This window comes from Micromonospora gifhornensis (assembly GCF_016863515.1).
Taxonomy (GTDB): domain Bacteria; phylum Actinomycetota; class Actinomycetes; order Mycobacteriales; family Micromonosporaceae; genus Micromonospora; species Micromonospora gifhornensis.
The window spans coordinates 54824-76108 of the sequence record NZ_BOPA01000024.1; the positions used below are offsets into that span (position 1 = coordinate 54824).

Here is a 21285-nt window from a genome sequence, read left to right on the forward strand (position 1 = left end):
TCGAAGGCTGGGACCCTGCCACAGATCTCCATATCGCGCGGCGGGTGCAAATCGATGCCCCCAGATTCTTTCACGAGACGGGAGTCGAGCTCGAAAACCTAGCTTTGACCGCCTCGTGGACCAGTTCGACGACAGACATGACGGACGCGTCTCCTCCGGTGCGGTTCGATTCGGGTGGCTGGGCCGTCGTGGACACCATCCTCGTCGGGGAGCGTCTGTCAGGGGTGCTGACCCTTCGAACCACGGTCAGCCTCGTTCATCCACCGGCTGGCCGAGCGATCGGAGTTGCGACGGTGCCCGGATCCGTACTGGCTGATCAGGTCCAACGGGTGGTGTTGGAGAACGTCTCCTCCATGTTCCCGGTCAGCGAGATCGACTTCTCGCGGACCCGGCTCTCACCAACGGCGAGCTGGCACCTCGAGACCAGCACTGACCTGGTCGCGCCGTTCTACGGAACATTTCGTGTGCTAATCAACAGTCGTGACAGGGAGCTGAGCGCGGCTGTCGCGCGCGGTGCCAGGGACAAGAGGCAACAAGCTTTGCTCGACGAATTGCAGGCTGGGGTTGCCGGCTTGCTTCTCGAGCTTGCGCTGTATCTCCGTGAGGACCTCGGCGATCGTGACGAGTGGCCACCCGACAGTGTCGGAGATATCCTTTCCAGAACGCTGGCGAGTTCACCATTGTCGACTTCAACACCGCCATCGGCGGCAGATCTAGCCGAATTCAGGACGCAGGTCTCAGGCGCAATTAGAAATCTCGGAAGAGGGCGTGTGTTCCGTTGAGTGAACTATGGCCGCATTTGCCGGCGGTCGTCGGTGCAAAGATATATGCAGAGCTCAAGAACGGCAGAACACCTGCTCCGTGTCCAAGCCACCCGGAGCAGATTTGGGCGCCTGTCGGTGGTCGCGTGTCCGCCAACCGCGTCCGTGATCTCATTGATTCCGTCTCGTTGCTCGGCCAGAAGTATGGCTTCCCAGGATCGGCTGGCCCTGAGGCACGAGTCGCCTTCGATAGGAGTGCGGCCGCTCTGTTGCGTAGCCGTATGGATCTGTCATGGGCCGAAGCCGGCAACCGAGATCTCTGGTCTTTCATCTCACTGGTCGCCCTTCCGCACCTGACGATGTGGCGCTTCGGCGCGGAGAACCGGGAAAGATGGGTGGCCACTGACCTGACGAGACACACGTGGGCACGACTGTGGTGGCAGGCAGTCGTCTTCGCTGGCCACGAGGGGATTCTCGCCGCCCTCACCGAGAGTGACCTCAACCAGTTGCTCGAGCGCCGCAGCATCGGCGGTGACCCGCGCCTGGTGCGGGAAATTGCTCGCGCGGTCACACAGCTGTCCGGGAGCACTCCCCGTAGGAAGGTCATTCGTGACGTCACACTGAGGCTGATGCGGTATTTGGCGTTTGTCGATGTAAGGGCTCTCGCCGATCAGCAGGTTCGAGACCTTTGTTCAGCGTTGACGGCCGAGACGCTCAGACGTCTGGCTGCAGAGGAGCTTCCTCGTCAGCGTGGCGTCAACCTGTCGGCGATGTGATTCGCCAGTCCCGCCGCTAGCTCGACGGGTACGGCGTTGCCGATCTGCCGGGCGATTTGAACTTTGTTGCCGCACCACTTGAAGTCGTCCTTGAAACCCTGAAGCAGGGCCGCCTCGTGGTGGCTCAATGCCCGGTGCTCCTCGGGGTGCAGGTATCGCCCTTTCTCTGGCTTGAAGAACTCCGTCCTGATGGTGACTGAGGGGCGGTCCCAGCGAAGGCGCGCGAAGACATCCATGCCCTCTGTCCGGTCGACCCAACAGGGAGGAAGGAGTCTGCGGGGGATACTGCGCCGGTCGCCCTCCGGTGGGATATGCATCATCCGCTCGTGAGTTGTCTCCGAATAATTTCGCGCGAAGTCCAGGGCCGACGCCTTGAAGACTCCAGGCACCTTCTTCTCGAAGAACCAGTCAGTGTCGTCGGGAAGTTCGGTGTTTTCGGGGACTACCGAATTGCGCAGGCCCCAGATTGCGTCACGTACGGTACGCCAGGCTTCGCGGGGTACGTCCCCCTCGGGGACGTCAATCGGATGGTAGTCATTTCGGGTGCCGATGACGATGAATCTGCGGCGCAGCTGCGCGGCCCCAAAGTTCGTTGCGACAACGGTTTTGAACTTCAAGGAGTAATTGTTCAGGACTTCGTCGGATTCAGTCAGAGCCTTGAGGCTCTCGAACTGACGAGAGTGCTGGAACTGTGGAACGTTTTCGAGGAGGAACGCCTTGGGTTGAATCTTGACCAGAGCTTCGACGTAATGGCGCCACATCGAGTTTCGCGGGTCGTCGACGTCCTTTTTGCCCAGATTGGAGAAGCCCTGGCAGGGTGGGCCGCCGACTACGACGTCGGCGGACGGCAGTTTTTTCTGGACCCATTCGGCGATGTCGCCGGGGTACATGTTTTCTTCGCCGAAGTTCGCGGCGTACGTCGCTGCCGCGGCGAGGTCGAACTCTACAGCTCCTACGGTCTGGTAACGCTCTGTGCTGTGGAAGCCAGCCGTCAAACCGCCGCAGCCAGCGAAGAGATCGACGACTCGAAGCTTGTTCGACTCACCCTGCAGCGCGTGCGTCACCCGTTCCTCCTGCTGGAAGAAGCTGTCCCGAATGAATGACTGGAAGCAGTGAAGTAATAGTATTTATCGATTTCGTCGATGCTGTAGAGGCGCGCCGAAGGCCTGGTACCAAGAGGGGGAAGCTCTGCCAACAGGTCTCTTCCTCCGTCGAACAAGGCTCATACGCGTTCGCCAACCGTACAGGCCGACTACGACATCCACGCCTCGCGAACTCCCGCAGGCTTGCCCGAGGGAGAGCCGCGAGGCGTGGTCCAGCAGCGTAACCGAAGACCCGGCGCCCATCGACTGGAGGTCATCATCGCGGCTCGCGTCGATGAGGCGGCGCTCGGTCGCGTCCAAGGGGAGTGGTGTATGACTGGCCTGTCAAGGGTGTGTTGCGTAGCTGGGAGACGACCATCGTGTCGACCCTTCGGGGCAGCCAAGTCAGAAAAGGACAGAGAGGACGCAGCCGCACCCCCAACGTCCACACGTTGATTGCTGTGGGCGTCAACGTCGACGAAGGGTGCGAAGTCCTCGGCCTCGACGTCGCCCCAGACGAGGACAGCGCCAGCTGGCGGGCAGCGGGCGTCGGAGATGACTAGCCGGACGCCAGCCAGGCCGCGGGCGGTCAAGGATCGCAGGAACAGGTGCAGGACCTCAGGCGGATTGGCTGCGTCGAGCCGTCTGTGCTGCACCAGCGCCGGATCAACGTCCGCGAGCTGGCCGGCGAGCTGCCGAGTGAGTAGGTGCTCGTAAATGCCATGGTCAAGAGCCGCCACATGGTGAGTCAACCAGTAGCCGATCAAGGCTGCTGCATCTGGCTGGCTCGCGTCTTTGCACCGACCGGCCCACGACCTTATCCGTCCGATCGATGAGACCTCACCCATTGTCGATGAGGCTCTGAACCTTCAGCTGTCATCGGGCCCATTCAGCGGTACCTGTGACCAGCTCAGTTAGGGCAGTGTGCCAAGGGTCGTCACGATCGCGGGACATCCAGCGGGGTTGATCGGAGAGGGCTGGTAATGGCAGAGCTGCCGAAGACAGCATCAGATTGGCCTACGCGCTGGGCAGACCGAGAGAACGCTCGGCGGCACAACGCGTACCGTATGACGGCTGACGCATGGGCACAACGTGACAACGACCTCGTGAACATGCGTGCGGCAGCCACGAACTATCGGCCGTTGCCCCATGCGCCTGCGGGTGTGCTGATCGACCTTCGTCGAGGCGAGTTGGTGTACCACACCGTACCTGCCGCACAAATGATCGAGGCACCGCAGTTCGCCAGCCTACCGGCGGTGACGCCCGAGTTGGCGGCAAGCCCGGCTGTCGCTCTTGGCCGGCCCTTGCCCGAGGGCTTCAGAACGATGGATGCCGGCACGGTAGTGGTCACCGATCGTAGAGTCGTCTTTCTCGGCTCCCGAGGCAAGCGTGAATGGTCGTACGCCAAACTGGTCGGGTTGCTGCATGACGGCAACTCGCCCTACACGCTGATGCACGTCGTCAACCGGCAGCGAATATCGGGCCTTTATCTTCCTTCGGCCAGTGCGCCCGGTTTCCGCTTCAACTTGGCGCTGGCGCTGGCCGATGCCCGTCAGCAACGCCCCGCCCTGATCGCCCAACTGGACGGCATGTTGGCCCAGCACCGGCACGCGCGGCCTCCGCAACCCGCCCTCGTTACTGCCGCTAACGCGCCAGTGACTGCGCGGGTGCCCGGCGGGGTGTTCAGTATCGCGGTCGTCCTGCTCTTCGCGCTCTGTGCCTTCGGCGGGTTGATCCAGGCCGTCTCCGACAGCACTGCCCGACGGGTGGCGGATGTAAGCGCACTGCCTGACATCTCTACCGCACCCGGTCCATCGTCGTCTGCTGGAGGCGTCGGCGAGAATCCCACACCACCGACCGCCGGCCCCACGGTCCTGGCGACTTCCGCGGTGCCGACGGGAGAAGTGGAATCCACCGCCGCAGGGACGAACAAGGCGTCGGTAAGCCCGACGTCGCCGCGGATCCCATCGCCCAAGCCGACCACGGCGCGACCCGCTCCGACCAGCTCGGCACCACGGCCGGCGCCGACCTCGGCATCGCCGAAACCCAAGCCGACCACGAAGGCACCCACGCCGAAAAAGGTGGACCTCTGCGGCGCTCCGCAGAATCCGTACGGCTACAACTTCTGTGGTGGCTCTCGCATCTACTCACCCGCTGCGGGAGTTTGTTCGTACTTCTCGTGCATCAACAACTTCAGCAACGGCAAGGGGTACATGATCGAGTGCAACGACGGCATGGTCAGCATGTCCGGAGGCCGCCCCGGATCCTGCTCGTACCACGGTGGCAACCGACGGACGGTGTACCGGTAATCCGCCGGGTTCTTGCCCGGTCGTCACGCAGCGATTCGGTCGGTGACTGTTCGCCAGTCCTGACTCCCGCGCATCGGTGTCACGGCCACGCCGGCGTCCTGAAGCAGCCGCACGTGCCGGTCGTAGCTTGGGTGGGCGGCCAACTGCTCCTTGACGTTCGGGAAGGCGTAGACCGGAATTCCGGCACCGAGTGTCTCATTGAGGATGCCCAGGGCGAGGGTGTCGTTGATGCCCTGGGCCCACTTGTTGATGACGTTGAACGTCGCTGGGACCACGGCGACGGCATCGGCCGGAGGGTGCGGCTCGGGCTCGCCCGGCTTGCGCCACTGCACCCGAACGGGATATCCAGTCTGCGTTTCAAGGGCGTTCAAATCTATCCATGTGGCCGCAGTCGGTGTGGCGGTCAGGCAGATTGTCCAGCCGTCCTTTTGCAGCAAAGCGATCAGCTCGCTGATCCGCAGTACGGGTGGCGCGGCGCAAACGATCAGAGCCAGCACACCGCGTCTGGTCATGGCAGCAGTCCGGCTCGCTCCGCCAAAGGTCGGAGCCCCGGTGTCGCCGTACGTCGTTCCTGCGCCAGTAAATCGAGGAGCAGCGTTCGGGACTGCACGTTGGTGTGGACGCATTCGGCAGCGACCCGTTCCGCTTCGAGGAGGTGAAGCACCGAGATGGCCCGGTCGCCAGCGGAGCGCAGCACGGCCTCGGCCATGTCGACGTGCACCTGGGCGCGTCGCCCGATCAACACGGTTGGCAGTCGGGATGTGTCGAGCCGGGTTCCGATATCCATGGCCTTGTTCACTTCCCCGGCTCGCACCGCCGCTGACACCGTGTGTATGACGACGTTCGTCGGACCGAATCCGGTCCAGAGCCGGTTGCGGTCCGATCCGAGGGCGTTCGCCAACGCCTCGGCCCTGCTCAGGAACTGCACTGACTCCTTTGAGTTGCCCTGCCCGGAGGTCAAAACCGCAGCAAGGAGGAGTAGGGAACCGTGGGCAGAGACGCAATCCGGGTCGGCCGCCTGGCTACCGGTATCCAACTCGTCAATACTGGTTCGCACGATCTGCTCGGCTTCCGTGCTCTGTGGTGTCAGCCGTATCAACCCGCAGGCGGCCTGATAGGCAGCGATTGCGGCCAGCGGCCGGTCGTTTGCGATTCGAGCGGCGGTGGCAGCCCGATCTGCGGTAAGGAGGGCGGTGTTGCCGTCGCCTACCTTGACGGCCAGCTTCGAGGCAGCGATGTAAGCGGCGGCCAGCAGCCGGAAGGCGGTAGTGCGGTGCATACCCGTGCCGGCCTCGGCGAAGGCTGTCGCTTGAGTGAGTACATTCGGCAGTATCTGTGCGGCGGATGTATAGCTCGCCCGCTGGTAGTGGTTGTGCACCTTGCCTACCGCCCGTCGTACCTCCAGGACTGACAGCTGTGCAGGTCCGGCTGCGGTGAGGTACCCGGTCAGGAAGGCCCGTAGACCGTGCAGCAGGTCGAAACGGATGGCGCTTGAAGCTGGGTCATGGGAGTCGTTTCGCATGGCCGTTCCCCGATGCCTAGCCACCGATACGTCGGTGAGCATGCCGTCGAGTTCTTCGAGGGTGACGCCGAGAGCGGAGGCTATTCGGGTGCGGTGCCACGGCTGTGGATCCGTTTCGGCGTTCTCCCAGCGCACCACGGTTGACCGCTCCACACCGAGAATGTCGGCCAAGCGTTCCTGGCTGTGACCGAGTGCCTTACGTCGCTGACAGAGCCGATGCCGTTTGAGCGCCACAATCGACCTCCTATGCCCGTGCCCGTCACTGTAGTAACGCTCCGTCCTCGGGGTGAGTCATCCGATGCCACATTCCTGCGTCATGGCGGCTACGCGAACGCTGTGGTCCGTGGTCGGTGCCCTGTCGAGACTCTGAGTGAGGCCCGGGGCGGGTGCTGGGCTCCGGCGGCGTCGACCCGAGCGGCGTACGTCGTCCCCGCCCGTCTCGGTGCCGCTATTCAGGGAGGGACATGGATTCGATCGACGAGGTGCTCGGCGAGTTGCCGTTGCCGCCGTATGTGACTGCTGAGGATGTCGGCTTCGCTGTGAGGGCGTTGAGTGTGCATGCTGCGGAGCAGTGGCCGGAAGGGCTGCGGTGCCGTAACGACCGCGCACCGCATCCGTGTCGGCTGCACCGGTGGGGGCAGCGGGTGGTGGACCAGCGTGGCCTGACCGAACGGCAGGTGCGGTTGCTGATCGCTGAGCAGGAAGCACCCCGACGATGATCTACGCGAGTGGGGATCGGCTGCATCCGCATCAGGTACGGGCCGCCACGTTCGACCGTCGGTGGCGGGGATGGGACCCGGGGCAGGTCGAGGCACTGCTCGGTCGGGTGGCCGACGAGATGGCGCGGTTGCAGCGGGAGGTGGTCACCGCGAACACCGAGGCCGAACGGATCCGGCAGGCGTTGCGGCAGTGGCAGTCCCGGCACAACGCCTGCCGCCACCCGACAGATCAGCCACAGGGTGGGCGGTGATGAGCGCACCACGCTGGATCATCCACCTGCCCACCACGCTGACCAGCCTGGACGAGGCCGTCGACCTGGCGGTCGCGTTACGGGACTCGCTCGGCCACGTCACCGTCGTCGACTTCGGCGAGACCACCCTGAGTGAAGAGGACAAGCAGTTCCTGCGTACCCGAGTGTGGTGTGACGCCCGGGGCGACGGACCCGGCCGCTGCCAACGCCGCGATCAGCACGACGGACTCTGCGTCACCGTGCCGGAGTAGCCTCCGGCGCATGTCCGCTTCCTCGATCGATGACCTGTTGTCCGGCTTCACCGCACCCCGACCGTACACAAGGGAGGTTGCCGGCAGTGCTCCGTCAGCTCCCGGCGTGCATGTGGTGCTTGACGGCGGCACGGTCATCTACGTCGGTCGCACCGGCAACCTGCGCAACCGGCTTCGGCAGCATCTGACCGGCAACCGGGAGTCGTCCGTGCTGCACCAGCAGGTCGGACAGCACCTCGACCGGCGGGGGCCGGTGGCGACGGCGGACGACATCGCCGCCTGGCTGGGCCGCCGCGAGGTCCGCTGGCTGGAGACCGACAACCCGGAGGGTACGAAGGACGCCCTGGTGCTGGCCCTGACCCCGCGCTTCAACCGGCAGATCCCCAACCGCCGCGTCTGAAGCACAGATCTTGGTACGAAACCGCCCCCGGAAGGGCGATTTCGTACCAAGATCTACGGCGGGCACCCGGCACCATCAGCGCTACGGGCCGTGCGGCCGTACCGCCTTGGGCGGAGCGGTTTAGGCGTTGGTGTCGCCGTATTCGCGGGTGCCGTTGACGTCGAGGGTGATGCGGCTGTTCTCGGTCCAGCCGCCGGTGCTCTGCTGCCAGCTGGGGTCGTCGCGTTCGTCGATGGCCGTCCAGTTCTGGCGGTGGTGGCGTAGCTGGATGGGGCCGGTCGAGGCGCCGGGGGCCAGTGTCCCGCTGGCGAAGGTCAGCTCGATCCAGCCGGGGATCGACGTACCGTGCGGCGGCAGGACCGTCCGAGTCGGAGTCGGGGTCGGAGTGCGGGTCGGCGGCGGTGGCGGTTGGGGCAGCGGGAAGAACTGGACGTGGCGTTGTACGTTGGCGCAGCCGATCGCGGCCCAGTCGCAGTTGGTGACAAGTGAGGTGTTCCCGCCCTCGAACGTCACGTGGTAACGCACCCGCACCTCGGTCAGGTCCAGCGGGGTGGTGCCCGTGTTGACGATCTGGAGGGCGTGCTGGATCTGGTTGTCGGTGGGTGACCAGTCCATGTTGTGGTAGCTCACTCTGGCCTTGCCGTACGCGGTGCGCACCGGGATCTGCGGTGAGTCGAGGGAGTATCCGCCGTTGGTGGAGGCCCAGACGGTGAGCCGGTATTCGGTGCCGGGTGCCAGGTCGGTGAGCGTGAGCTCGGTGCCGGTGGTGGTGCCGAGGCTGCGGTAGGTGTTGGGGCCGAGCCACGCCCGGACCTCGTGCCGGATGGGCGTCGCGCCGGGCTCGCCGATCCAGGTCGATGGTGCCCAGCTCAGGGTGAGCAGGTGCGGCTCGTTGGTCACCACCACCGGTGCACCGGGGGTGGTGAGGATGACCGGGTCGTCGGCCGCGTACGCGATGGCCGTGCCGGTGAGCCCCAGCGTGGCGGCGAGGAACGCGACGAGGGTGAAGCGACGAGCACGCATGGTGAGAATGCTAGAGATTTACATGCATGTTTATCAATGGTTAGGGGTGTCGCGCTCGTTGCGACCGTCCGCGATGGCGGCAGCCGCCCAGGCGAGCAGGATGCCCATGGTCAGGCCGGGCGGCAGGTACCAGAACGTGAGGAAGCCCGCCGGCGGCGTCAGCGGCAGTGCGGCGACGAGCGCCCACGCGACCCGGCGTGGCAGCACCCCGCGACGCAGCCCCTGCACTCCGCACCAGACGGTGCCCACCAGCGCCGTCAACAGGGCCACGAGGTCGAACACCCACCCGTACCCGGGGCTGTTGTATTCGAGGCCGATCGCGATGGTCGCGGCGAGGAGCCCGTACCTGGTGAGGCGTCGAGGTGTCGCGGTGGCGTGGCGGGTCACCGTCCAGACGAGCGGCAGCGTCAGCAGCATCGAGACGAAGAAGGGCCCGCGCCAGATCCACGCCGGCTCCGACCCCGCGAACAACTGGAGGTTCTCGGCCATCCATCGCGCCGGAGCGGGTAGGGACCAGATGTCTCGGCCGCCGCCGACCTCCCATTGGGTGGCCATCGCGGCGCCGAGAACCATCGCGATCAGCGGTGCGGGAACCGCCAGGGCGCGCCGCCAGCGGGCGACCTGCCACCTGCCCTCGACGCCGGACGGGCCGACGCGATCGGGTACGTGCTGCGGGTGCTCTGGTCGCATCGGTTGATCGTCGCCGCGTCGCTGGGGAATCTCATCGGCGGAACAGCCGAGATCACCAGCGACGCGGCGACGGGTCAGCGGGATTCGATCTGGCCCAGCGGGCCGGGATCGACTGTCGACCAGGCCGGGTCCTGCGGGTTGAAGGCGCTGTGCAGGTACGCCGTGGTGGCCCGCTGGATCAGGGCGACCCGTTCCGGGCTCTCGTCGGTGGTCTCGGTGACGCCGTAGCCGGAGACGCCACCCAGCGAGTGTTCGCCGCCGACCACGGTGAGCAGGCTCTTCGGTGCCGGGCTGAGGTGGTACGGGTCGGTGAACCAGTCGGGTCCGCGTACCGACAGCGGTGAGTCGTCCTGGTCGCCGGCGACGATCAGGGCGGGCGTGGTCATGCCCGCGAAGTCGGGGCTCATGAAGGGGAAGTGTTCGGCGGCGAACGGGGACAGGTCGGTGCCGCCGGTGCCGGTGGTGGCGAGCAGGACGCCGACGGTGACCCGTGGGTCGGTCATGTCCTCGCCGGGTAGGCCGTCGGCGTCGACAACCCGGGCGCCCAGCAGCATGCTTGCGGTCTGGCCGCCCCAGGAATGGCCGGCGACCGCGATGCGCTGGTGATCGAGTCGTCCGTCCAGGCCGGGGACGGCTGCCTCGATCGTTTTCAGCGAGTCGATGACCTGCGTGAGGTCGGTGACCCGGATGCGCCAGATCTCCGGGTACCGCGGGTCGTCCGGGCCGATGGCGAGGGTCCGCGCGTCGAGGTGGGTGGGTTGGATGACGGCGAAGCCGTGGCCCGCCCAGTGATCGACGAGCGGTGCGTACCTGTCCATGTCGGCGCCGAAGCCGTGGGCGAAGAGGATGATCGGCAGCCCGCTCCCGGAGATCGGGGCGGTGATGCGGACCTGAAGGTCGGTGCCCCGGGCCGGTGCCGGCAGCACCACGGGGCGTACCGAGACCACCGGGCTGGGCAGGTGCTGGGGGATGCTCATTACTGTTACTCCTCAGCAGAGAGGTAAGCGGATCATCGTTCCGTTTAGACGATACGGAACCATGTTCCGTTTGCTCAGTCATCGTGACGGAGGCCACAGGACCGTGCCGGCCCGCAACACCGACTCATCGCCCCCGCGCAAACGGGCGGACGCCGAGCGCAACAAGCAGGCGCTCCTGGAGGCTGCCGCCGCCGCCTTCGTCGACGCCGGGGTCAATGCCCCGGTCCGTGACATCGCCGCCCGGGCAGGTGTCGGCGTGGGTACGATCTACCGCCACTTCCCGGCCCGTGCCGATCTGATCGTGGCCGTCTACCGGCACCAGGTGCAGGCCTGCGCCGAGGCCGCCCCGACCCTGCTGGCGACCGGCCCGACCCCGCACGACGCGCTCGCCGCCTGGGTCGACCTGTTCGTCGACTTCCTGATCACCAAGCACGGCCTCGCCGAGGCGATGCGCTCCGACGCCGCCGCCTTCGAGCCCCTGCACGCCTACTTCCTGGAGCACCTGATCCCCGCGGTGACGCTGCTGCTGGACGCCGCCGTCGACGCCGGTCAGATCACCCCGATCGAGCCGTTCGCCCTGCTACGCGGCATCGGCAACCTCTGCATCGGCGCCGACCCCCGATACGACCCCCGCCCCCTGGTCGCCATCCTGATCAGAGGGCTGCACACCTGACGCGCAGATCCTGGTACGACCGCCCTCGCAGGGCCTCGTACCAGGATCTGCAGCGGGTTCAATGTCCGGGTTGTCGGTATGCGACGGGCAGGTTGACGACGGCGTCGACCTGTTCCGGGGTGAGCAGCGGGATGAGGCGCGCGTTCACCAGGCCGCCCGCCCGCACCGCGATCGCCACGGCGGTGGCGGTGACCTCGTCGGGCAGGTCGCAGATGACGTACGTGTCGTACTGGCCGAACGAGAAGTACAGGGCCTCCAGGCGGCCACCGGCGTTCTCGACGAGCGCCCGGACGACCTCGACGCGTACCGTCCCGCCGTCTGCGGTCAGCCCTTCCAGCCCGCCGCCCGTGTAGGTCGTCGTGAGCAGGAACTTCGCCATCCCGGCACCGCCTTCCGCCTGGTTCGGCGACGCGCCTACCCGCTGCGTCGGCGGTTATGCAGGCGCTGGTGGACCCGGTCATGTCGGTGCCGCTGACTATGGTGCGGGCAGGAGTCGGTCGGAAGGTGGGCGAGGATGCGGGCCGAGTGGGACGTGCCGCCGGGTGTCGAGGCGGAGCGGGTGATCACCGCCGTGCTGGCCGACCTGCGCTCCGGGGAGCATCGGGGTGTGGTGGTCGACTCGCCGCCCGGGGCGGGCAAGTCGACGCTTGTGGTGCGGGCCGCCGTGGAGCTGGCCGGCACCGGCGAGCCGCTCATGGTCATCGCACAGACCAACGAGCAGGTGGACGACCTGATCGACCGGCTCGCCCGCAAGGCACCCGAGCTGCGGGTCGGGCGGCTCTCCGCGGGTGACTACCGACCGTCGGCCCGGGTGCGGGCGCACGAGCAGGTCCGGGTCGCCGCGAAGGTCACCGACCTGGTTGCCTCGGCCGTCATCATCGGTACGGCCGCCAAGTGGGCCACGGTCACCGAGGGTCGCTGGCCGTGGGCGATCGTGGACGAGGCGTACCAGATGCGCTCGGACGCCCTGCTGCGAGTGGCCGGCAGGTTCGAACGGGCCCTGTTCGTGGGGGATCCGGGGCAGCTCGACCCGTTCTCCACAGTGGAGGTCGGCCGGTGGGCGGGGCTGACCTGGGATCCGATGCAGTCGGCGGTGGCGGTGCTGCTGCGGCACAACCCGCACCTGCCGGTGCACCGGCTGCCGGTTTCCTGGCGGCTGCCCGCCTCGGCGGCCCCGGTGGTGTCGACGGCGTTCTACCCGTTCAGCGGCTTCCGGGCCGGCACCGCCTCCGCCGACCGGGCCCTGCGGCTCACCAGGGCCGGGCGCGGTGACGCCGTGGACCGGGCGGTGGAGCTGGCGACCGACACCGGCTGGGCGCTCTACGAGCTGCCGGCGCGGCACACGCTGCGTACCGACGGCGAGGCCGCCGCCGCGTGCGCCGCGCTCGCGCTGCGGGTGCTGGCGCGTGGCGCGGTCGCGGTCTGTGAGCAGGCACCCGACGGCGCGCCGGTCACCGCGGACCGGATCGCCGTGGGGGCCGCGCACCGCGACCAGGTCGCGGCCATCCGGGCCCAGCTGGGCGAGGCGGGAGCGGGCATCACCGTCGACACCGCCAACCGCCTCCAGGGCCGGGAGTACGACATGACAATCGTGCTGCACCCGCTCTCCGGCCGACGCGACGCGACCGCCTTCCACCTGGAGTCGGGGCGGCTCTGCGTGCTCGCCTCCCGGCACCGGCAGGCCTGCGTGGTGGTGGCCCGGGCCGGCATCGGTGAACTGCTCGACGCCCACCCGTCGACCGACGTGCCGCAACTGGACGTGCCGGTGAAGTTCCCCGACGGCTGGGAGGCCAACCAGGCCATCCTGGCCCACCTGGCCGACGTGACCCATCCCGCCGGGCGGTGAGGGGGGCTACTTCCGCCAGGCCGGGATCATCCGCTCGGACATGTCCCGCCAGAAGATGCGCAGCTCCTCCCCGTCCACCTTCTGCCACCAGGCCCAGTAGGACGGCCGCTGCCACTGCCCGACGAGATCGGCCTGGTTCGCGCAGAATGCCTCGTCCATCTGGTACGACAGCTCCTCGCCCCGGGGCGGCAGCGGGCAGAGCCGGAACGGGCAGTCGTCGATGCAGGTCGCACCCGGCTGGACGTCACGGGACTGCCGGCGGGTGAGATTGACGCGCATGGCGGTGCGGTCGATGGTGAGGCACGGCGGCAGGTCCGAGCGGCTGGACCGGCCGAGCCGGCGGGTGCGTTCGGCGTCGTCCGTACCCCGGTCGGCGAGGTTGAGCAGCAGCATGACGTCGGCGAGCAGGCGTTGGGCTCGCGGCTTCAGTACCGCCCAACCGTGCGACGGCGGCAGCCACGACGCCTGCTGACGACGGATCGCCGGCTGCGGGCTGGCCGAGCCGACCCGGCCGACGATCTCATGCTCGTCGACCCAGCAGTGCAGTTCCGGGTGCCGGTCGACCAGCGCGGCGACACACTCGTCCGCGACCGTCCGTACCAGCGGGTGCGTCGATCCGCTGCCCGGCTGTGGGGCAGCAGTCCCACCGCCGGCGATGGCGAGCCAGTAGTCGACCAGGCCACGCGGATCGGACCCGTGCCGGCCGACCTCGCCCAGCGGCTCGGCGGGGTTCTCGGGCAGGGCCAGCAGGGTGAGCGCCGACCGGGACCACCCCGACGTCCATCAGCATCTCGGCGAGCTTGACGAGCGTCGTGGTCTTGCCGGTGCCGATGCTGCCCACCAGCAGCAGCGGCCGACGGTTGTGCGGATCGCGTACCCGCCGGACCATCAGTTGGCACAGGTCCTCCCGGCCCACCACCTCGATGTCGCGGACGTCCTGCTCAGCGCTCGGCACCGCGAGCTGCTGGTTGTGGCGGGCCTGCTTCCGATACGACCCCAGCACCCGGCGATATCGCCAGAACAGGAACACCGCCACGGCGAGGGCCGCGGTGAGCAGACCCTTGACGAAATCGTGCACCTGCCCGCAGTAGTAGGGCCTGGCGCCCGAGCCGGTACACCAGTTCGAGGGCCCGTAGTCACCGAGCGGATCGTGTTTGATCACCGCCCCGGTCAGCGAGAACAGCAACCACAGGACCAGCAGGGTGGCACCGCCGACGGTCACCCACCACAGGCCCCGGTGATCGCGTCGCCAGCGCGGCGCACGGGCGGTCCGTTCGTCGACGCGCCGTCGGGTGCGGCGCTCGTCGGCGCGTTCCCTGCGGGTCCGCCATCGACGCCGACGTTGCCGTAGCCACAGCTCGGTCTCGAAGACCGGGCCGCGCTTCGGTCGCCGCATGGACACCCCCGTGTCGCCTGAACGGTTACCGGACGCGTGGGACGCGCCGCCCACCACCACGGTAGGTCCCGACCGTTGCGGCGGTGGCGCGTTTGAGGTGATGTCGCAGCTCGCACCGGATCGGCGGACGACGCCCACCCGCCGCCTTCGCAGGCCGGCAGACACCGGGTCGGTACATGACGCAGGACGGCCGAACGGAGCGCCGCGATGTCGGCCCGGTCGGATACCGTCGGTTTCCATGGGGACGCAGTCCGGCGCAATGCTGATCGGGCGGGAACATCCGGCCGGCCTGCTCCGGGCGGAGCTGGACCGCGCCACCGCCAGTCACGGCGGTCTCGTGCTGGTCGGCGGTGAACCGGGCATCGGCAAGACGACGCTGGTGACCGCCGTCGCCGAGGAGGCTCGCCGGCAGGGCGCGCTTGTCCTCGGTGCCGCCTGCTGGGATTCGGCGAGCGCCCCCGGTTACTGGCCCTGGTTGCAGGTGCTGCGGGGGTTGCGTCGGTCGGCCGCCGACTGGCCGGTGGCCCGGGAGTCCGCCGAGCCGGCCCTGGCCCTGCTGCACGGCGAGCCGGCCGGCCACCGCATGGTGAGCGGGTCGCGCGAGGGGGACACGGTCGAGCAGGAGGCGTTCGCGCTCTACGACGCGGTCACCACCGCCCTGGTCGCCGTCTCCCAACGTCGGCCGGTCGTGGTGGTCCTGGACGACCTGCACTGGGCCGATGCGGCGTCCATGCGGTTGTTGCAGTTCGCCGCCCAGCACACCTGGTTCGAGCGGCTGCTGTTCGTCGGCACGTACCGGGACGCCGAGGTCGAGGCGGGTCAGCATCCGCTGCGCCCGCTGCTGATGTCGCTGACCGCCAAGGCCACCACGATCACCCTCACCGGCCTGTCCCGGGACGAGGTCGGGGTGTTGATCGCCCGCATCACCGGGCAGGAACCCACCTCCGACTGCGTCGACGACGTCTACCGGCGCACCGGGGGCAACCCGTTCTTCGTCGAGCAGACCGCTCGGCTCTGGCACGTCGACGGCGCGTCGAGCGGCATCGCGCCCGGTGTCCGGGAGGTGGTGCGCAGACGGTTGGATCATCTGCCGGACGCCGTGGTCCACGCGCTCGTGGTCGCCGCGGTGCTGGGCCGGGAGTTCCACCGCGCGGTCCTCGCCGCCGGCGCCGGGCTGCCGCCGACCCGACTCGACCAGCTGCTCGACGTCGCGGTGAGCGCCCGACTCGTGCTCGCCCAGCCCGACGGTGGGTACGCCTTCGCCCACGACCTGGTCCGGGAGGCGCTCTACGAGGGTCTCGCCGACGACGATCGCAAGGAGCACCACGCGGCCGTGGTCCGCGCCGTCGACGAGCACGCCGCGCTCGCCGAGCGGCTGGTTCCCGCCGACCTGGCCCGGCACGCCTGGCTGGCCGGTGACCGGCTCGATCCGTACCGCTGCGCCGACCTGCTGATCGCCGCCGCCCGCGACGCCAGTTGCCGGCTCGCGTTGGACGAGTCGGCCGTGCACCTGCGCCGGGCGCTGGTGGTCAGCCGGGACGAGGTGCAGCGGGTACGCATCATGATCGAATTGGCCGACCGCCTCTACCACACCGGCGACCGGGCCGAGGCGAGTCGACTGCTCGCCGAGACCACCGTGCAGGCGTTGGCGGTCGACGAACCGGCGCTGCTGGCCCGCTTCGCGCTCAGCGTCCACCGGCACTGTCAACTCAACGGGCGGTCGGAGACCGACACGGAGGCGCTGGTGCGGGAGGCGTACCGGCGGCTCGTCGGGGAGCCGGTGGCCGACGTGCCGGTCGCGGCCCTGGAAGCCGGCCTGATCAGTGCCACCGAGGAGCTTGCCCGACGCACCCAGGACGACGACGCGCTCAGCGTCAGCCTCTGGGCCCGCCACGACGCCGCCTGGGGGCCGGGGACGGCGGCCCGACGCGCCGCGCTCACCGCCGAGATCCGCGAGGTGGCCCGCCGCTCCGGTGACCAGGAAGGTCCGCTCTGGGCCACCTCGCTGCGCTGGGTCGCGCTACTGGAACTCGGTGATCCGCGTTATCTGGACGAGCTCGCCGCCTTCGTGACCGCCGGCCGGCGGATCGGCACGGTCCGGCACCGGATGGCAACCAACATCGACAGCGGGATCGTCAGCGCCTTCCGGGGCGACTTCGCGGGCGCCGAGTCCTGCTACGCCGAACTGCGCAGCCTCGACGACTCCGATCACGAGGAGCACCTGTTCATCGGTCATCACCTGCTCTGGTCGCTGGCGCTGCTGCGTGGTCGCCTCGACGAGGCGCAGGCGGTGCTCGACGGGCTCGATCCGACCGAGCACCGGTTCCTCGACCTGCTCCAGGCGGTCACCGCAGCCGAACGCGGCGATCACCGCACCGCCGCCCGGATCGCCGCGCGGCGGGCAGGCGCGGGTGGCGTCCCGGACGGCCAGACCGGCGACGCCGGTTACCCGTCGGTGATCCTGCCGTTGTGGCTGCGACTGCAGGCTCAGGTCACCGTGGCTGACCCGAGTCGCTGCGAGGCTGCCCGTCAGGCCCTGCTGCCGTACAAGGGGCAGTGGCTGGTCGCCGTGTACGGCTGCGACATCAGCGGCCCGGTCGACCACTGGCTGGCCGTGGTCGACGCCGCCGACAAGCGCTGGGACGACGCCGTGGCCGGCTTCACCGCCGCCCGCGACAACGCCGACCGGATGGGTTCCCGGCCCTGGTCGCTGATCGCCCGCACCGCACTGGCCGACGCGCTTGTCGCCCGGGACGGCCCCGGCGACTCGGCGGTCGCCGTCGGCCTACGCCGCGAAGCCGAGCGCGAGGCCCGCAGCCTCGACATGCGGCAGGTGCTCGCCCGACTGGCCGACCCCACACCGGTCGGCTCAGCTCCGGCGCCGGCCGGTGGATCCCTGCCCGAGCCTGAGTCGGGTGGGGCGACAACCGCCCCGGCGTACGAGTTCTGTCGTGACGGGGCGGTCTGGCGACTCACGTACGGCGGCACCACCGCGTACCTGCCGGACACCAAAGGGCTCAACGACCTGCATCTGCTGCTCGGCTGCCCCGGTGTCGACGTGCCGGCGGTCGGGCTGCTCGACCCGGCCGCCGGGCCGGAACTCGTCGCCGCTCGCCGGCTCGGCGGTGACGAGATCCTCGACGAGGAGGCCAGGAACCGGTACCGGCGGCACCTGGCGCTGCTCGACGACGAGATCGACCGGGCGGCGATGCGGGACGACACGGCGCGCGTGGCGACCCTCGACGACGAGCGGCGGGCCCTGATCGGCCAACTGCGTTCGGCTGCCGGTCTGGCCGGACGCAACCGCCGTCTCGGCGACGAGGCGGAACGGGCCCGCAAGACCGTCACCGCCCGGATCCGGGACACGCTGCGCCGGCTCGACCAGCAACACCCGCCGCTCGCCGCGCACCTGCGTCAGACCGTCTCCACAGGTGCCGCCTGCCGCTACCAGCCCACCGAACCCGTGCCGTGGCGACGGTGACCGGTCTGCCGGTCCCCGCCACGGCACGGGTGCTGCTCAGCGGCGGTTGTAGCGGTACATGGTCAGGGTGCCGAAGACCACGATGAACAGGGCGCTCCACACCACCATCCAGGTCATGCTCGACGCGTCCGTCGTACCGCCCATCGCGGCGCGCACCGACGACACCAGGTGCGTGATCGGGTTGGCCTTGACGAACGCCTGGAGCCAGCCCGGCATGGTCGACGGGTCGACGAAGACGTTGCTGAGGAAGGTCAGCGGGAACAGCACCATCATGCTGACCCCCATCACGGACTTCTCGCTGCGCAGGATGAGCCCGAAGAACGTCCACACCCAGGAGAACGCGAACGAGAAGACCACGAGCAGGCCGATCCCGGCGAGTACGCCGAGCACCCCACCGTCGGGGCGGAAGCCGAGCACCAGCCCGACGCTCAGGATCACCACCGCCGCCAGGATGTAGCGCAGCACGTCCCCGACGATCATGCCGACCAGCGCGGCGGGTCGCCACACCGGCAGCGTCCGGAACCGGTCGAAGACGCCCTTCTCGATGTCGGTGTTCAGCCCGACCCCGGTGTACATGGTGATCATCACGACGCTTGTCACCATGATGCCCGGCAGGAAGAACTGCAGGTAGTCACGCGGGCTGTCGGCGAGCGCCCCGCCGAACAGGTACGTGAACATCAGCACCATGATGATCGGGAACGCCGTCACGTCGAACAGCTGCTCCGGCACGTGCTTGATCTTGAGTAGGGCGCGCCAGCTGAACGCCAGCGACGCCGCCAGCGGGCTGGGTCGGGGCGGTCGCTGCCCCGGCGCGAGGATCGTCGCCAACGCCTCGGTCGACGGCACGTAGACCGACGGCGCCCGGCCGCTCGAGGTGGCGGTGTCGCTGCTCATCGGGCTGCCTCCAGGGCTTCCGGCTCGGCTTCGGCCGGCACGGCGGGACGGTCGGTCAGGGCCAGGAAGACCTCGTCCAGGCTCGGCTGGCCGAGGGAGAAGTCGTCCACCACGATCCCGGCGCGGGACAGCTCGCCCAGCGCCCGGGCCGCCTGGGCACCGGCGTCGAGGTCGCTGCCGTCCCCGCCGACCCGGGCGGTGATCGCCACCGGATCCGGATCCAGCTGCACGGGCACACCGAGGGTGGTCCGCAGCAGCTGCTCGGCGTCCGGCCGCTTCGCCGCGTCCCGCAGGCGTAGGTGGATGGTGCCGGAGCCGACCGACGACTTCAACTCGCCCGGGGTGCCCTCCGCGATCACCCGGCCGTGGTCGACCACCGCGATCCGGCTGGCCAGCTTGTCGGCTTCGTCGAGGTACTGGGTGGTCAGCAGGACGGTGGTGCCGTGGGCCACCACCGCCCGGACGATCTCCCACACCTGGTTGCGGCTGCGCGGGTCGAGCCCGGTCGTCGGTTCGTCGAGGAACAGCAGGTCGGGTGTGCTGAGGATGCTCGCCGCGATGTCGATGCGCCGCCGCATGCCGCCTGAGTACTTCTTGACCTGCCGACCGGCGGCCTCGGTCAGCCCGAACGCCTCCAGCAGCTGCTCGGCCCGCGCCCGGGCGGCCGCCCTGTTCAGACCGAGCAGACGACCCAGCAGAACCAGGTTCTCCGTGCCGGTCAGGTCCTCGTCGACGGAGGCGTACTGGCCGGTCAGGCTGACCCGGGCGCGGACCGCGTCGGCCTCGCCGACAACGTCGTGGCCGAAGACCCGGGCCTGCCCGCCGTCCGGGCGCAGCAGCGTGGCCAGCACCCGCACCGCAGTGGTCTTGCCGGCACCGTTCGGGCCGAGCAGCCCGTACACGGCACCGGCGGGCACCGCCAGGTCCAGTCCGGCGAGCGCATGGGTCTCGCCGAACGACTTGGTCAGCCCCGCGGCCTCGATGGCGAGGCCGGTGGCGCGTCTACTCATGATCTTGTTCTTCCTTCCGTCCGGGACTTCTGCGGGTCGCCAGAGCACCGGCGGTACGCCCGTACGCGCGACTCGCATGCTGCCCCACCACAGCGCACGCGTACGACAGTTCGCAGCGTGGCCGACCACTGCTACAACGATGGCGGCCGGCGGTGGTTGTAGCCAGCTTCGCCCTACTGGCGCGAGACGGCGACCGGCCGCCGCTAGATCCGATCTAGCGGCGGCCGGCGAACAACCTCGAGGTCAGCTCGGCATCTACCCGAAGGTGTCCGGGTGCGGGCCGGTCCGTCCGTCCTCACCCCGGTCCAGCCGGGTGATCCGTTCCATGGTCGCCTCGTCCAGCGCGAAGTCGAAGATCTGGAAGTTCTCCGCCATCCGCGTCGGCGTGACCGACTTCGGGAAGACCACGTCGCCGCGCTGGATGTGCCAGCGCAGCACCACCTGGGCCGGCGTGCGGCCGAGCTGCGCGGCGATGTCGGTGATGGTCGGGTCGTCGAGCACCGCACCCTGGGCGATGGGCGACCACGCCTCGGTGACGATGCCGTTCTTCGCGCCGTACGCCCGCACCTCGTCGTTGCTGAGATAGGGGTGCGCCTCGATCTGGTTGACCGCGGGCACCACCTCCGTCTCGGCGGCCAGCCGCTCCAGGTGCGGCACCTGGAAGTTGGACACCCCGATGGACCGGGCCCGGCCGTCGGCCTTGAACTCCTCCAGCACCTTCCAGGTGGAGACGAAGTCACCGTCGTGGCGGGTCGGCAGCGGCCAGTGGATCAGGAACAGGTCGAGGTAGTCGGTGCGCAGCGCGTCCAGCGACGCCTGGAACGCCGCGCGGGCGTCCGCCGGACGGTGGGCGTTGTTGTTGAGCTTGCTGGTGAGGTAGACCTCCTCGCGGGCCAGCCCCGCGGCGCGTACGCCCTGACCGACCTCGGCCTCGTTGCCGTAACCCTGCGCGGTGTCGATGTGCCGGTAGCCGATGTCCAGCGCGCGGCGTACCGCCTCGGTGGTGTCGGCCGGGGAGATCTGGAACACCCCGAAGCCGAGCTGCGGGATGGTGTTGCCGTCGTTCAGCGTGACGGTCGGAATGGTGTTCGCCATCGCATCGGCTTACCCGTTGACGTCGAACTTCGCACGTCGACCCGCCGCTGTCGATGCCGCTGGCGGAGTTACTTCCGAGTATCGGCACAGGTGAGAGCTGTTATGGTTTGCCCTCGTCGGCGGTGCTCT

Annotated in this window: 22 protein-coding genes; 10 read left to right on the forward strand and 12 right to left on the reverse strand. The window is 68.7% G+C overall.

Annotated elements, in window-relative coordinates:
• The first annotated feature begins 44 nt into the window (after window positions 1-44).
• Together Vgi01_RS17860 and Vgi01_RS17865 are read left to right on the forward strand one after the other, a co-directional pair.
• Window positions 45-782, forward strand: a complete 738-nt coding sequence (locus Vgi01_RS17860; RefSeq protein WP_204291770.1) for a hypothetical protein — start codon at window positions 45-47, stop codon at window positions 780-782.
• 17 nt (window positions 783-799) lie between these two features.
• Window positions 800-1537 (forward strand): DUF6339 family protein, encoded by a 738-nt coding sequence (locus Vgi01_RS17865; RefSeq protein WP_505843646.1) that lies wholly within the window; start codon window positions 800-802, stop codon window positions 1535-1537.
• On the opposite strand, the gene Vgi01_RS17870 is transcribed toward Vgi01_RS17865, so the two are convergent.
• A complete protein-coding gene (locus Vgi01_RS17870) occupies window positions 1507-2601 on the reverse strand; it encodes a DNA cytosine methyltransferase (RefSeq protein ID WP_204291772.1) in 1095 nt (364 codons plus the stop codon). The genes Vgi01_RS17865 and Vgi01_RS17870 overlap by 31 nt on opposite strands.
• Window positions 2602-3686: 1085 nt before the next feature.
• On the opposite strand from Vgi01_RS17870, the gene Vgi01_RS17880 reads away from it, so the two are divergent.
• Entirely contained in the window at window positions 3687-4928 is a 1242-nt protein-coding gene (locus Vgi01_RS17880) for a superantigen-like protein SSL4 (RefSeq protein ID WP_204291773.1), read from the forward strand.
• Window positions 4929-4951: 23 nt separating this feature from the next.
• Here the strand turns inward: Vgi01_RS17880 and Vgi01_RS17885 are convergent, their stop codons facing one another.
• Together Vgi01_RS17885 and Vgi01_RS17890 are read right to left on the reverse strand one after the other, a co-directional pair.
• A complete protein-coding gene (locus Vgi01_RS17885; protein WP_204291774.1) occupies window positions 4952-5440 on the reverse strand; it encodes a flavoprotein in 489 nt (162 codons plus the stop codon).
• Window positions 5437-6684, reverse strand: coding sequence for a helix-turn-helix transcriptional regulator (locus Vgi01_RS17890; protein ID WP_204291775.1), 1248 nt, complete (start codon window positions 6682-6684; stop codon window positions 5437-5439). The genes Vgi01_RS17885 and Vgi01_RS17890 overlap by 4 nt, the downstream gene beginning before the upstream one ends.
• Window positions 6685-6914: 230 nt before the next feature.
• Between Vgi01_RS17890 and Vgi01_RS17895 the strand changes: the two genes are divergently transcribed.
• The 4 genes from Vgi01_RS17895 to Vgi01_RS17910 are packed head-to-tail and all read left to right on the forward strand — an operon-like array spanning window position 6915 to window position 8071.
• Complete coding sequence (locus tag Vgi01_RS17895) at window positions 6915-7169, forward strand: hypothetical protein (protein ID WP_204291776.1); 255 nt, start codon at window positions 6915-6917, stop codon at window positions 7167-7169.
• The gene (locus Vgi01_RS17900; protein WP_204291777.1) at window positions 7166-7420 is read left to right on the forward strand and encodes a DivIVA domain-containing protein; all 255 of its coding nucleotides are present in this window, start codon (window positions 7166-7168) and stop codon (window positions 7418-7420) included. Before Vgi01_RS17895 ends, Vgi01_RS17900 begins: the two co-directional genes overlap by 4 nt.
• Window positions 7420-7671, forward strand: coding sequence for a hypothetical protein (locus tag Vgi01_RS17905; protein WP_204291778.1), 252 nt, complete (start codon window positions 7420-7422; stop codon window positions 7669-7671). The genes Vgi01_RS17900 and Vgi01_RS17905 overlap by 1 nt, the downstream gene beginning before the upstream one ends.
• Before the next feature lie 10 nt (window positions 7672-7681).
• Window positions 7682-8071, forward strand: a complete 390-nt coding sequence (locus tag Vgi01_RS17910) for a GIY-YIG nuclease family protein (protein ID WP_204291779.1) — start codon at window positions 7682-7684, stop codon at window positions 8069-8071.
• A 120-nt stretch (window positions 8072-8191) separates the two neighbouring features.
• Here the strand turns inward: Vgi01_RS17910 and Vgi01_RS17915 are convergent, their stop codons facing one another.
• The 3 genes from Vgi01_RS17915 to Vgi01_RS17925 all read right to left on the reverse strand — a co-directional run bounded on the left by Vgi01_RS17915 (window position 8192) and on the right by Vgi01_RS17925 (window position 10761).
• On the reverse strand, window positions 8192-9094 hold the full coding sequence (locus Vgi01_RS17915) for a cellulose binding domain-containing protein (protein WP_126711646.1): 903 nt from the start codon (window positions 9092-9094) through the stop codon (window positions 8192-8194).
• Between the two features lie 33 nt (window positions 9095-9127).
• A complete protein-coding gene (locus Vgi01_RS17920) occupies window positions 9128-9784 on the reverse strand; it encodes a hypothetical protein (RefSeq protein ID WP_204291780.1) in 657 nt (218 codons plus the stop codon).
• A gap of 74 nt (window positions 9785-9858) precedes the next feature.
• Entirely contained in the window at window positions 9859-10761 is a 903-nt protein-coding gene (locus Vgi01_RS17925; RefSeq protein ID WP_204291781.1) for an alpha/beta hydrolase family protein, read from the reverse strand.
• Between the two features lie 61 nt (window positions 10762-10822).
• Here Vgi01_RS17925 and Vgi01_RS17930 point away from each other — a divergent pair, with 61 nt between their 5' ends.
• A complete protein-coding gene (locus Vgi01_RS17930; RefSeq protein WP_239089032.1) occupies window positions 10823-11434 on the forward strand; it encodes a TetR/AcrR family transcriptional regulator in 612 nt (203 codons plus the stop codon).
• Window positions 11435-11492: 58 nt separating this feature from the next.
• Here Vgi01_RS17930 and Vgi01_RS17935 read toward each other — a convergent pair whose 3' ends face one another.
• Window positions 11493-11813, reverse strand: a complete 321-nt coding sequence (locus Vgi01_RS17935; RefSeq protein ID WP_204291783.1) for a GYD domain-containing protein — start codon at window positions 11811-11813, stop codon at window positions 11493-11495.
• Window positions 11814-11948: 135 nt separating this feature from the next.
• Between Vgi01_RS17935 and Vgi01_RS17940 the strand changes: the two genes are divergently transcribed.
• Window positions 11949-13280, forward strand: a complete 1332-nt coding sequence (locus Vgi01_RS17940; protein WP_204291784.1) for an AAA domain-containing protein — start codon at window positions 11949-11951, stop codon at window positions 13278-13280.
• A 6-nt stretch (window positions 13281-13286) separates the two neighbouring features.
• Here the strand turns inward: Vgi01_RS17940 and Vgi01_RS17945 are convergent, their stop codons facing one another.
• Together Vgi01_RS17945 and Vgi01_RS17950 are read right to left on the reverse strand one after the other, a co-directional pair.
• Window positions 13287-13673: a hypothetical protein gene (locus tag Vgi01_RS17945; RefSeq protein WP_204291785.1), complete on the reverse strand. Its 387-nt coding sequence runs from the start codon at window positions 13671-13673 to the stop codon at window positions 13287-13289.
• A gap of 127 nt (window positions 13674-13800) precedes the next feature.
• The gene (locus Vgi01_RS17950) at window positions 13801-14676 is read right to left on the reverse strand and encodes a hypothetical protein (protein WP_204291786.1); all 876 of its coding nucleotides are present in this window, start codon (window positions 14674-14676) and stop codon (window positions 13801-13803) included.
• Window positions 14677-14914: 238 nt separating this feature from the next.
• Here Vgi01_RS17950 and Vgi01_RS17955 point away from each other — a divergent pair, with 238 nt between their 5' ends.
• Window positions 14915-18157 carry an ATP-binding protein gene (locus tag Vgi01_RS17955; RefSeq protein WP_204291787.1) on the forward strand — a complete coding sequence of 1081 codons (3243 nt, stop codon included), beginning with the start codon at window positions 14915-14917 and terminating at the stop codon, window positions 18155-18157.
• 36 nt (window positions 18158-18193) lie between these two features.
• Here Vgi01_RS17955 and Vgi01_RS17960 read toward each other — a convergent pair whose 3' ends face one another.
• From Vgi01_RS17960 to Vgi01_RS17970, 3 genes are all read right to left on the reverse strand, one after another.
• A complete protein-coding gene (locus tag Vgi01_RS17960; RefSeq protein ID WP_204291788.1) occupies window positions 18194-19051 on the reverse strand; it encodes an ABC transporter permease in 858 nt (285 codons plus the stop codon).
• The gene (locus Vgi01_RS17965) at window positions 19048-20061 is read right to left on the reverse strand and encodes an ATP-binding cassette domain-containing protein (RefSeq protein WP_204291789.1); all 1014 of its coding nucleotides are present in this window, start codon (window positions 20059-20061) and stop codon (window positions 19048-19050) included. Before Vgi01_RS17965 ends, Vgi01_RS17960 begins: the two co-directional genes overlap by 4 nt.
• Window positions 20062-20316: 255 nt before the next feature.
• Entirely contained in the window at window positions 20317-21156 is an 840-nt protein-coding gene (locus tag Vgi01_RS17970) for an aldo/keto reductase (RefSeq protein ID WP_204291790.1), read from the reverse strand.
• Between the last annotated feature and the right edge of the window lie 129 nt (window positions 21157-21285).

Coding starts and splice junctions, on each gene's coding strand:
- Vgi01_RS17880 (WP_204291773.1), top strand. CDS start 3,687: ATGACGGCTGACGCATGGGCACAACGTGACAACGACCTCGTGAACATG.
- Vgi01_RS17885 (WP_204291774.1), bottom strand. CDS start 5,440: ATGACCAGACGCGGTGTGCTGGCTCTGATCGTTTGCGCCGCGCCACCC.
- Vgi01_RS17895 (WP_204291776.1), top strand. CDS start 6,915: ATGGATTCGATCGACGAGGTGCTCGGCGAGTTGCCGTTGCCGCCGTAT.
- Vgi01_RS17900 (WP_204291777.1), top strand. CDS start 7,166: ATGATCTACGCGAGTGGGGATCGGCTGCATCCGCATCAGGTACGGGCC.
- Vgi01_RS17905 (WP_204291778.1), top strand. CDS start 7,420: ATGAGCGCACCACGCTGGATCATCCACCTGCCCACCACGCTGACCAGC.
- Vgi01_RS17910 (WP_204291779.1), top strand. CDS start 7,682: ATGTCCGCTTCCTCGATCGATGACCTGTTGTCCGGCTTCACCGCACCC.
- Vgi01_RS17915 (WP_126711646.1), bottom strand. CDS start 9,094: ATGCGTGCTCGTCGCTTCACCCTCGTCGCGTTCCTCGCCGCCACGCTG.
- Vgi01_RS17920 (WP_204291780.1), bottom strand. CDS start 9,784: ATGCGACCAGAGCACCCGCAGCACGTACCCGATCGCGTCGGCCCGTCC.
- Vgi01_RS17925 (WP_204291781.1), bottom strand. CDS start 10,761: ATGAGCATCCCCCAGCACCTGCCCAGCCCGGTGGTCTCGGTACGCCCC.
- Vgi01_RS17930 (WP_239089032.1), top strand. CDS start 10,823: ATGTTCCGTTTGCTCAGTCATCGTGACGGAGGCCACAGGACCGTGCCG.
- Vgi01_RS17935 (WP_204291783.1), bottom strand. CDS start 11,813: ATGGCGAAGTTCCTGCTCACGACGACCTACACGGGCGGCGGGCTGGAA.
- Vgi01_RS17940 (WP_204291784.1), top strand. CDS start 11,949: ATGCGGGCCGAGTGGGACGTGCCGCCGGGTGTCGAGGCGGAGCGGGTG.
- Vgi01_RS17945 (WP_204291785.1), bottom strand. CDS start 13,673: ATGCTGCTGCTCAACCTCGCCGACCGGGGTACGGACGACGCCGAACGC.
- Vgi01_RS17950 (WP_204291786.1), bottom strand. CDS start 14,676: ATGCGGCGACCGAAGCGCGGCCCGGTCTTCGAGACCGAGCTGTGGCTA.
- Vgi01_RS17955 (WP_204291787.1), top strand. CDS start 14,915: ATGGGGACGCAGTCCGGCGCAATGCTGATCGGGCGGGAACATCCGGCC.
- Vgi01_RS17960 (WP_204291788.1), bottom strand. CDS start 19,051: ATGAGCAGCGACACCGCCACCTCGAGCGGCCGGGCGCCGTCGGTCTAC.
- Vgi01_RS17965 (WP_204291789.1), bottom strand. CDS start 20,061: ATGAGTAGACGCGCCACCGGCCTCGCCATCGAGGCCGCGGGGCTGACC.
- Vgi01_RS17970 (WP_204291790.1), bottom strand. CDS start 21,156: ATGGCGAACACCATTCCGACCGTCACGCTGAACGACGGCAACACCATC.